The organism is Rheinheimera sp. (assembly GCF_036568245.1).
Lineage (GTDB): Bacteria > Pseudomonadota > Gammaproteobacteria > Enterobacterales > Alteromonadaceae > Alishewanella.
The window spans coordinates 1-9,970 of record NZ_DATCSY010000175.1 but is presented as its reverse complement, the minus strand read 5'-3'; the positions used below and the strand labels follow the sequence as shown (position 1 = coordinate 9,970).

Sequence of the window (9,970 nt, the reverse complement as noted above, 5' to 3'; positions counted from 1 at the left end):
CCCGGCACTTACCGGACCGGCATTGGCGGCATTATTTGCAATGATAACGAACACCGCACCTTTTGCCTGAGCATTGAGGACTTTCTGCGTAAAGTTACAAGCACCGCGGTCAACCAGAACGGTTTTACCGGTCAGATCAATATCATCCGCGAAAGCATCACATGCCAGACCATTATCTGCAATGTATACCAGCTCGTGCTCTGTGCTGGCAAAGCTGAATACTGTTACCGGGTTAAAACCGGCGGCGATCATTTCTACCGCCTCTCCCGCCAGTGTATTGTCAGTAATATGGGCAGTTTCTGCAGTCGGGTGAGTCATGGCGCCTACCGACAGGGCATTTGGCGTCGTACTTGGGCCACCGACAATAAACGGATTCGGCCCATCATTACCGGCAGAAATCACCATATTAACGCCCAGCTCTACCGCGCGCTGGATCAGCAGCTGAGTGCCGCCACTGGTATCAGTTGAGCCGAAATCACCGCCCAGAGACATGTTAATGACATCAACGCGGTCAGACAGGTCACCGTCACCGTTTGGATCCATCGCGGCTTCCAGTGCATTAATTTGCGCCACACCAGTACAGTTTACCGGCGCAGGTGCACATACCCGGTAACCATAAAATGATACATCCGGTGCAATACCATTAACCGAGTTAGCTACTGAAGTACCGTGCCCCTGTGCCACATCATCTATTGGGTTTGGGTCGTCAGCAACAAAATCATAGCCACCAACCACGCTGCCCTGCGGCCAACTGACTGCGCCAGATTGGTTAGCAAAAGCTTCTGCATAAGCCTCTTCTGTACCAGCTCCGCCCAGTGCGGCATGGGTATAATCGATACCGGTATCCAGAATCGCGACTTTAATGCCGGCTCCCGTCGCGACACCTGACTGCACAACCGGGGTCGCTTTTATATATTCCTGACTGGCAGCAACTAAAGGCTTGCTGTCATACACCGGTAAAATCTGTTTTACCGCCGGGTTCTTTCTCAGGCTCGCCAGTGCTTCGTCACTGGCTTTAACTACAATAGATGCGGCCAGATATTTGGTTGTAGTCAGTACCTCAGCGTCTTTATCCAGTTGCTGTAACTGCGATGCCACCTGCTGTTGCACCGCAGCGACATTCTGCGACAGCTGCTGTGCGCGCTGCCTGTCATATTGAGTGCCGGATAATGCAAAACTGGTTGGCTGCGCATTCAGCTGAACCAGATAGGCTGAAGGTTGTTTTAACTCTTTATCAGCCTGTTGTAACGTAGCCTTACGCTCACCACCATATACGGTAGTTTTTGCACCCATACGGAACTGATCTATAGTTGCCGCCGATGCAGTACCGGCAACAGCCATAGTAACCGCCATAGCGACCAGTGATTTTTTAATCTGTTTCAAAACGTTCTACTCCATACTTCAACTTAAGAGCGTTTTACTCTCTTTATTATTTTTGCTAGCGCAATTACTGTATTATCACACCTGTAAATAAATGTAACGCCCTAACGTAAAGTTTTTATATGGATCAGCAATAAAAATGTAAAGTTACATCACCGAGGTATTTAAGAGGTGTAATAGAAAGCGCAGATCAAATAAAATGCTTTTGCTTCAACGTTAACGCAGAGGCATATATACCGTGACAACCAACCCGCCATAGGCATGGTTATGCAACGTGATATCACCATGATGCATATCGACTATTTTCTTAATGATCGCAAGGCCCAGACCTGAACCACCACTACCACGGGCAATATCGCCCTGCGTAAAGGGTTCAAACATGGCTTTCATCTGATCTTCAGGAATACCCGGACCATGGTCGCGGATTTGCAGATAAACCCGCTTGCGGTTACGCTCAAAACCGGTCGATATTTCAATGTCGCCGTCACTGTAACGCAGTGCATTTTCCAGCAGATTATTCAGTAAGCGCTTAATGGCAATACGCCTTAACATGACATCTGGCAAATCGTCTGCCAGCTCGGTAATAATGCGCCGCTGTTGCAGATGTTCTGCCTGAACCAACTCACGCACCAACGTATTGAGATTTTCTTTCTGGCCCGGCTCTTCTTTATGATGGCGCAGATAATCAATAAACTGGTCGATGATGGCATTCATATCATCAATATCATTAATAATGCCTTCACGGATCCAGTTGTCCGGTTCCTGCATCATCTCTGATGCCAGACGGATCCGTGTCAGCGGTGTACGCAGGTCATGGGACACACCAGCCATCAGCAATGCCCTATCCTGCTCCAGCTGCCGGATCCCCCGGGCCATGTAGTTAAATGCTTTGGTCACGGCAATAACTTCAGTGGAGCCTTTATGCTCGGCCAATGGCGGCGGGAACTCGCCCCTGCCAACCTGCAGTGCTGCTTGCTGTAAGCTTTTCAGTGGCCGGTTAAGCTGCCGGGCAAACAGCCAGCCACCACCAACACTAAGCACCCCTATCATCAACAGATAAAACGTCAATGGCGAGAAGTCGGTTTCATCCAGACCGGTAAGCGGTACTTTTACCCAGTAATGCGGCGCTTGTGGTGGCCGGACCCAAAATGCATAAGTATCGCCCTGCGCCACCCTGACTTCAGCCGGCCCGCCAAGCTCGCGTGACATCAAATCAGAAAAGTAACCGTAGTAAATGGCCTGTTCAAGGCCCTGATGCAATGCTTGTTGTTCGGTATACACTTCGATGCCAGTTGCCTGCTGAAACCGGCTTGTCAGCTCAGTCGACAACACAGACTGAGTGTGACCAACATCAATGAACACCACTTTAATCTGTTTTGCGATCAGGTGGTTTATCTGCTGGGTTGTCGGTTTAATCACATAAAATGCGACCGACAAATAGGATACTAACTGATTTATCAGCAATAGTAAGCCAATCAGAAAAACCGTCTGACCAAAAGCACTGCGCGGAAGTAAACGCATTTAATTCACGCTGCCATCCGGTACAAACACATACCCCAATCCCCAAACTGTCTGGATATAACGTGGGTTGGCAGCATCATCCTCCAGCATACGACGCAAACGCGACACCTGCACATCTATGCTGCGCTCCATCGCAGAATAATCCCTGCCGCGCGCCTGATTCATCAGTTTATCGCGCGATAATGGCTCCCTCGGGTGGCTAACCAGCACTTTTAGCACTGCATATTCCCCACTGGTTAAAGGCAACAGCTCATCGCCTTTGCGCATCTCGCGGGTAGCCAGATTGAATTTAAAAGGGCCAAACTCAACCACACCTTCGGCCTGGCTCGGTGCACCGGGCAGCTCTTTACTCTTGCGACGCATCACCGCGCGAATTCGCGCCAGCAGCTCTCGCGGATTAAAAGGCTTGGGCAGATAATCATCAGCGCCCATTTCCAGGCCGATAATACGATCCACCTCATCACCTTTGGCGGTCAGCATAATAATAGGAATTTCGTTTTCCTGCTGACGCAGGCGACGGCAAATAGACAAGCCATCCTCACCCGGCAGCATCAAGTCCAGCACTACGAGATGGAAGTTTTCCCGTTCCATCAGACGTTGCATCTGCTCATAATTTGCCACGCTGCGTACTATATAGCCCTGCTCAACCAGATAGCGCTCCAGCAAGGCACGCAGACGCATATCATCGTCAACAACCAGAATTTTTGGGGTTTCAGAACTGGCCATAGTGAAGTCTCCACAATATTTGCTTCACTATAAACGAAAAAACTGCCAGGGCGAAAAACCTTGGCAGTTCTTTATGTTACAAAGTTTGTCCGGCTATTTTTGCTCGTCTTTAGCAATACGTTTCATTGGCGGGTTAACCCAGACCACATGGCCGGTGTGGGCGCTGGTACGGGTCAGGTTGTCAGCTTGCTCTGACAGATCCGGGTCCACTACATAAGTATATTTCGAAGGTGCCACTGAACAACCGGCTAACGCCATCACTGTTACCGTTAGAACGCTTAATAATATTGTTTTCATGCGCTGTTACCTCTTGCTACGTCGTGAATCAACTATAGCCAAGCGAGTTTTCTCTGGCTAGCATATTTTTGTGACATCTAAATGACAGTGATGAAATATTTCCAAAATAATTCCATCCAATTGTTTTTTAATAATATTATTAGTTTTCTTCACAGCAATATTTTTAGTTGCGTCAAATTTATGGCAGCCTGATAGTCAGTATCTGCTAAAAACTGCTACTATTTGCCGCTATTTCCAACCGAAAATTGCTAGTGAGTATGCGCACAGATCTGATTACCCGCGAAGGTTTTGAAGCCCTGCAGCAGGAGCTTAATTACCTGTGGCGGGAAAAACGCCCTGATGTAACAGCTAAAGTGGCTTGGGCTGCCAGTTTGGGTGACCGCAGCGAGAATGCGGATTATCAGTACAACAAAAAGCTATTACGGGAGACAGACCGCAGGATCCGCTTTTTACGTAAAAGATTGGAAGTACTGAAAATCGTTGATTACTCCCCCCAGCAAGACGGCAGGGTATTCTTTGGCGCCTGGGTTGAAATTGAAAATGACGACGGCGACGTGCTGAGCTTCAGAATTGTCGGCCCGGATGAAATATATAGCCGTAAAGATTACATCTCCATCGACTCACCTATGGCACGGGCGCTGTTGAAAAAAGCGGTGGATGGCGATGCCTTAGTGAGCACCCCGACAGGCGACAAGCTGTGGTTTATTAATGCCATCCGCTACACCTGAACACTATCGTACCGCAGGTAAGATTGGATTTTTTGCCTGACAAAGGGGACAATCGTCACATCTTGTGGTCTTTCATCTGACGTCTTTCACCCCTCAGGGTGCGTAAAATCAGGAATGTTTTGTTTATGTCTATTATTGTTAAGCAGATCGCGGCAGAAATTGCCGCCCGTCCCGAGCAGGTTGCTGCCACTATAACCCTGCTGGAAGAAGGCGCAACGGTGCCTTTTATTGCCCGTTACCGTAAAGAAGTGACCGGTGGCCTGGACGACACCCAGCTGCGTCACCTGGAGCAGCGTTTAACCTATCTGCGCGAGCTGGAAGAACGTCGTCAGGTGATTTTAAAAACCATCGACGAGCAAGGTAAGTTAACCCCTGAGCTGCACCAGGACATACTGGCGGCCGACAACAAAACCCGTTTAGAAGATTTATACCTGCCGTATAAAGCCAAACGTCGCACCAAAGGGCAAATTGCGATTGAAGCCGGTATTGAGCCGCTGGCCAATGCGCTGCTGCAAAACCCAACTCTGAACCCGCAAACTGAGGCAGTTGCCTACCTTAACGCCGACGCCGGCTTTGCCGATGAAAAAGCGGTGCTCGATGGCGCCAAGTACATATTAATGGAGCGCTTCGCTGAAGATGCTAACCTGCTGGCACGGTTGCGTCAGCATCTGGCGCAACATGCGGTCGTAAAAAGTAGCGTTGTTGCAGGCAAAGAGCAGGAAGGCGCCAAATTCCGCGATTATTTCAGCCATACCGAAAGCTGGAAATCAACGCCGTCACACCGTGCACTGGCAATGTTGCGTGGGCGCAACGAAGGTGTACTGCAATTGCAACTGGTGCCGGACGCAAACGAAGAAACCGCACACAGCCTGTGTGAGCAAATGGTCGCACAGCATTTTAATATCAAAGATGAAGGCCGTGCCGCCGACGCCTTTTTACGTGCCGCGGTGCAATGGACCTGGAAAGTAAAGCTGCACCTGAGTCTGGAAAACGATTTACTTGGCGAGCTGCGCGAAAAAGCCGAAGAAGAAGCCATTAAAGTGTTCGCCCGTAATTTAAAAGACTTACTGATGGCCGCCCCTGCCGGCATGCGCACCACGCTGGCGCTCGACCCGGGCCTGCGCACCGGTGTGAAAGTAACTGCCATCGACGAAACCGGTAAGTTACTGGCACAAACCACGATATTTCCACATGCGCCGCAAAATATGTGGGATAAGTCAGTGCGCACGCTGGCCGCGTTGTGTCAGCAACATAAAGTTGAATTAATTGCTATCGGCAATGGCACAGCCTCTCGCGAAACCGACAAGCTGGCTGGCGATGTCATCAAAGCATTACCCGAGCAAGCCATTCAGAAAATTATGGTGTCTGAAGCCGGAGCTTCAGTTTACTCAGCGTCTGAACTCGCCGCTCAGGAGTTCCCTGATCTGGATGTGTCACTGCGCGGTGCAGTATCGATTGGCCGTCGTCTGCAGGACCCGCTGGCAGAGTTGGTGAAAATTGAGCCCAAAGCCATAGGCGTTGGCCAGTACCAACACGACGTAAACCAAAGCCTGCTGACCAAATCACTCGATGGCGTAGTCGAAGACTGCGTGAATGCGGTTGGTGTAGACTTAAACACTGCTTCGGTGCCTCTGCTGGCTCGGGTTGCCGGGCTTAATAAAACACTGGCGCAGAATATTGTGTTTTACCGTGACTCTAACGGCCGCTTTAACGAGCGCAAAGAGCTGTTAAAAGTGCCACGGCTTGGCCCGAAAGCCTTTGAACAAGCAGCCGGTTTCCTGCGGATTAGTAACGGTAACAACCCGTTGGATGCGTCAGCCGTGCACCCGGAAGCCTATCCTTTAGTAGAAAAAATTCTGGCGGCGCATCAGAAATCGGTTGATCAGATCATCGGTAACAGCAGCTTTTTAAAAAGCGTCGATGCCAAAACATTTGCCGACGAGCACTTTGGTATACCCACCATCAGCGATATTTTAAAAGAACTGGATAAACCCGGCCGCGACCCGCGCCCAGAGTTTAAAACAGCCAGTTTTAAAGATGGTGTAGAAACGATGCAGGATCTAAAGCCTGGTATGCTGCTTGAAGGCGTGGTAACCAATGTAACCAATTTTGGTGCTTTCGTTGATATCGGTGTGCATCAGGATGGTTTGGTACATATCTCTTCGCTGACCGACAAGTTTGTCAGTGACCCGCATCAGGTAGTTAAGGCCGGTGATGTCGTGAAGGTGAAAGTACTAGATGTGGAGGTAGCGCGCAAACGTATTGCATTGACAATGCGAATGGATGAGCAACCACAGCCGAAATCGGCAGAGAAAGCAGCACCGCGGCCACAAAACAACCGCGGCTCTGCACCGCCACGCCAGGCAAAGCCTGCTGACAGCAACGCGGCTATGGGGAATGCGTTCGCCGAAGCGTTCGCCAAACTGAAAAAGTAGTGCAATTGGCATAACGCCTGTGTTCGCGGTGTTATGCCTGCTGTATTGACTGACGTTGCAAAGGTTCTGTCGAACGTTGATAAAACCCGGCGATTACGTTACGCCGCAGTTGCATCTGCGCGGAGCTGGCAAGTGTATCTCGTTGTGGGTATACGGTAGCACTACTGCCCTCATTATCTGACACACTGTAGCTGATTTCTGTTTGTGTCACTTGCTCTGCAAAACTACCGGCTTGCTCTGCCGGTTCAGTATTTTTATTTTGCGAAACAGCAGAGTTTTGCTGAACCAGCTCGGCTTGCGCCTGTATTTGTGTCTGAGCGGCTTCGGCCGCTATACGACGATCAGCTGCTGAAGGTTCTGCCGGTGCCAGCGCGGCGGCCCTCACTTGCTGCATCTTTTGCACTGTTGCCTGCGGATCACCCGCCACCGGCGAAACATCTATCGGCACTTCACCGCCAACAGCATATTGCTTACCATCGGGGCCCTGCTCATAGGAGTAACTTGGCGAGCCGGCATACCTGCCACCTGCTGCTGCATGTGCTTGTTCGTGTTGCCTTACTTCCTGATCCCGGCTTTTCAATTCCTGGATCTGTTTTTGTTCCTGTTGTTCTGCCTGTTTTTGCTGCGCCGTAGTCTGCTGCTCGGCATTCTGCTGCGAAGGTTGTTCGCCGTTACCCGCTTCACCTTCCTGCCCCGACTCGCGCTCACCCTGTCCTTCAATCGCTTGCTGGGTTTCGGTTTCCTTGCCCCGGGCATCATACAGGTTTACCGTTGATGAACTGCCCGCTGTACGTGCTTTCTCATCAGAAACAAGCGGTTTTTCTGCGCCTGATTTTTCCGTTTCTTTTACCGGCTCAAATAAATCCCGACGCACAGCATCACGCCGCGCCATCTCGGTTGGCGGATTGGCGGTGTTAATGCTGACATTGGGGTAATTTGAAACCAACATGATTTCAGACTCTGATATCGATCACAGTACCCAGTACTTCATCGGCAGTTTGGATACTTTTTACATTTGCCTGCGCCAACCGCTCTTCCTGCCCAAGCTGTACCAGGCTGTCTGTCAGTGATACCGGTGGTTCCGGCGCCTGCAGACGCTGGGAGGAGCCAGCTGTTTCAGTCTGAGCCTCTGCCTGCTCTGTCTCGTTCTGGCGATTAAGTTGTGTCTGGCGGTTAATATTCACCGTCGCTTCTGTGACGCCGGCACTGGCGCGCGAGTAGCCCTGTAACCCAGAATAAAATGCTGATTGAATGTCCATGATACAACTCCGGTGACATTAGCAAATACTGGCTAATTATTAACCAAAACACCGAAAAAAGAAAGCGCCGCTACGTGCTGTCTGCTGCGCTGGTTACAATTTGACGCCCACCCAATCACTTAGCCAGAGGTTAAACGCACCAGGGTGGGAGATAAAAGGTGCGTGAGACGCATGTTCAACCACGGTGAGCTGCGCATTGCGGTTAAGTAGCTGCAACGGCTTAACAACATCAGCCGGCACCAATGCATCCAGCCGGCCGAAAATACCAGATACCGGCTGTGTCAACGCAGAGAACTCGGCCCGCAGATCCAGCTTCAATAACTGCAAAGCTCCCACGACCGCTTCAGGCTGCGCGGCAGGATAAGCCATGATTGCCTGCCTGAGCATTTTAATATCTTCACGGGCACTGCTGCTGCCCATGGCCTGAATGGCCAGAAAACGTTCAATTGTTTGAGTCAGGTTGTTACTTAGTGCCTGCGCAAACTGCTGCAGTACTTGCTCCGCCATACCCGGCCACTGTGCACAGGCAACAAAGCAAGGCGAGGCAGCAACCAGCCCAAGCTGCCGCACTTTGTGTGGAAAGCGCTTTGCGATAGCCGTAGCCAGTAAACCACCTAGTGACCAGCCACACAGATAGCTGTTGTCGGGTATCTGTACTGCCAGCAATTCAACAATAGCATCCAGCTGATAAGGCGCGGGGTACTGCTGATGCAAACCAAAACCCGGTAAATCCGGCGTCAGCAACTGCACTTTATGCTCGAACTGGCTGACAACAGAGCGCCAAACGCCCTGATTCATGCCCCAGCCATGCAATAAAACCAGCGTCGGTTTGTCAGACATCATATCAGCTGCCATAGTTATAAAATTGTAAACAAAAAGGAGGCAAGATGCTGCGGAAAATCGTCTACCAGTTCGCGAAACTCTGGCACTTGCTACTGCCTACGCCTTGTCAGTGGTGCAGTTTACCGGTACAGCATTTTCAACGCCAGCTTTGCCAAAGTTGTCAGCAAGCTTTGCCGCTCTTGCCTTATCAGGCATGCCATTACAATTTGCTTTGGTTGCCTCAGGTTGCCCGCGGCCTGGCAAGCACCAGATTTGATGCTTTACTCAGCGTCAGTTATTACCAGCAACCTTACCGACACTGGTTACAGCGCTGGAAATTTGCCCAGGATTATGCCGCTGGCGATCTGCTGCTGCAGCAGTTTTCGGCACTGCTGCAGCAATATCGATTGCAACATGCAAAACTGCCCGATGCGATTACATTTGTGCCAATGCACCCGGCCAAACAACGCAAGCGTGGCTTTAATCCGGCGCAGCTATTAGCCGAACACGCTGCGCAGTTGCTGCAAATTCCGCTGCTGCCGCTGTTACAGCGACAGCAACCAAATAAAGCTCAGGTTGGCTTAAACCGCAAACAACGGCTGAAGAATCTGCACTCGGCTTTTACACTGGCGGACACTGCTACAGTACCCGCCAGTATTGCGCTGGTTGATGATGTTATCACCACAGGTGCCACCGCAGATGCCCTTTGCCAGCTATTGCGCCGCGCCGGCGCACGGCATATCAGCTTGTGGACGATAGCCGTCACTCTGGCTGATTAATCAGCCGCACTGCAAAATGCGGT

At 50.7% G+C, this 9,970-nt stretch carries 10 protein-coding genes; 3 read left to right on the top strand and 7 right to left on the bottom strand.

Annotated features, from left to right (window positions below; all coding sequences use genetic code 11):
- From VIN66_RS07855 to VIN66_RS07840, 4 genes are all read right to left on the bottom strand, one after another.
- On the bottom strand, nt 1–1,383 hold a 1,383-nt coding region (locus VIN66_RS07855; protein ID WP_331923460.1), incomplete at its 3' end, for a S8 family serine peptidase.
- Between the two features lie 213 nt (nt 1,384–1,596).
- Nucleotides 1,597–2,901, bottom strand: coding sequence for a two-component system sensor histidine kinase EnvZ (envZ, locus tag VIN66_RS07850; RefSeq protein ID WP_331923459.1), 1,305 nt, complete (start codon nt 2,899–2,901; stop codon nt 1,597–1,599).
- Nucleotides 2,902–3,627, bottom strand: coding sequence for a two-component system response regulator OmpR (gene ompR / locus VIN66_RS07845; RefSeq protein ID WP_134058621.1), 726 nt, complete (start codon nt 3,625–3,627; stop codon nt 2,902–2,904).
- A gap of 93 nt (nt 3,628–3,720) precedes the next feature.
- Nucleotides 3,721–3,924, bottom strand: a complete 204-nt coding sequence (locus VIN66_RS07840; RefSeq protein ID WP_134058624.1) for a hypothetical protein — start codon at nt 3,922–3,924, stop codon at nt 3,721–3,723.
- Nucleotides 3,925–4,181: 257 nt separating this feature from the next.
- On the opposite strand from VIN66_RS07840, the gene greB reads away from it, so the two are divergent.
- Both greB and VIN66_RS07830 read left to right on the top strand, forming a co-directional pair.
- Nucleotides 4,182–4,652, top strand: a complete 471-nt coding sequence (gene greB / locus VIN66_RS07835; protein ID WP_331923458.1) for a transcription elongation factor GreB — start codon at nt 4,182–4,184, stop codon at nt 4,650–4,652.
- Nucleotides 4,653–4,777: 125 nt separating this feature from the next.
- Complete coding sequence (locus VIN66_RS07830) at nt 4,778–7,087, top strand: Tex family protein (RefSeq protein WP_331923457.1); 2,310 nt, start codon at nt 4,778–4,780, stop codon at nt 7,085–7,087.
- A gap of 31 nt (nt 7,088–7,118) precedes the next feature.
- Here VIN66_RS07830 and VIN66_RS07825 read toward each other — a convergent pair whose 3' ends face one another.
- From VIN66_RS07825 to bioH, 3 genes are all read right to left on the bottom strand, one after another.
- Nucleotides 7,119–8,036 (bottom strand): putative metalloprotease CJM1_0395 family protein, encoded by a 918-nt coding sequence (locus VIN66_RS07825; RefSeq protein ID WP_331923456.1) that lies wholly within the window; start codon nt 8,034–8,036, stop codon nt 7,119–7,121.
- A 4-nt stretch (nt 8,037–8,040) separates the two neighbouring features.
- Nucleotides 8,041–8,346 (bottom strand): excinuclease ATPase subunit, encoded by a 306-nt coding sequence (locus VIN66_RS07820; RefSeq protein ID WP_331923455.1) that lies wholly within the window; start codon nt 8,344–8,346, stop codon nt 8,041–8,043.
- Between the two features lie 93 nt (nt 8,347–8,439).
- Nucleotides 8,440–9,189, bottom strand: coding sequence for a pimeloyl-ACP methyl ester esterase BioH (gene bioH, locus VIN66_RS07815; RefSeq protein WP_331923454.1), 750 nt, complete (start codon nt 9,187–9,189; stop codon nt 8,440–8,442).
- A 44-nt stretch (nt 9,190–9,233) separates the two neighbouring features.
- Between bioH and VIN66_RS07810 the strand changes: the two genes are divergently transcribed.
- Nucleotides 9,234–9,947, top strand: a complete 714-nt coding sequence (locus VIN66_RS07810; protein ID WP_331923453.1) for a ComF family protein — start codon at nt 9,234–9,236, stop codon at nt 9,945–9,947.
- The last annotated feature ends 23 nt before the right edge of the window (nt 9,948–9,970 follow it).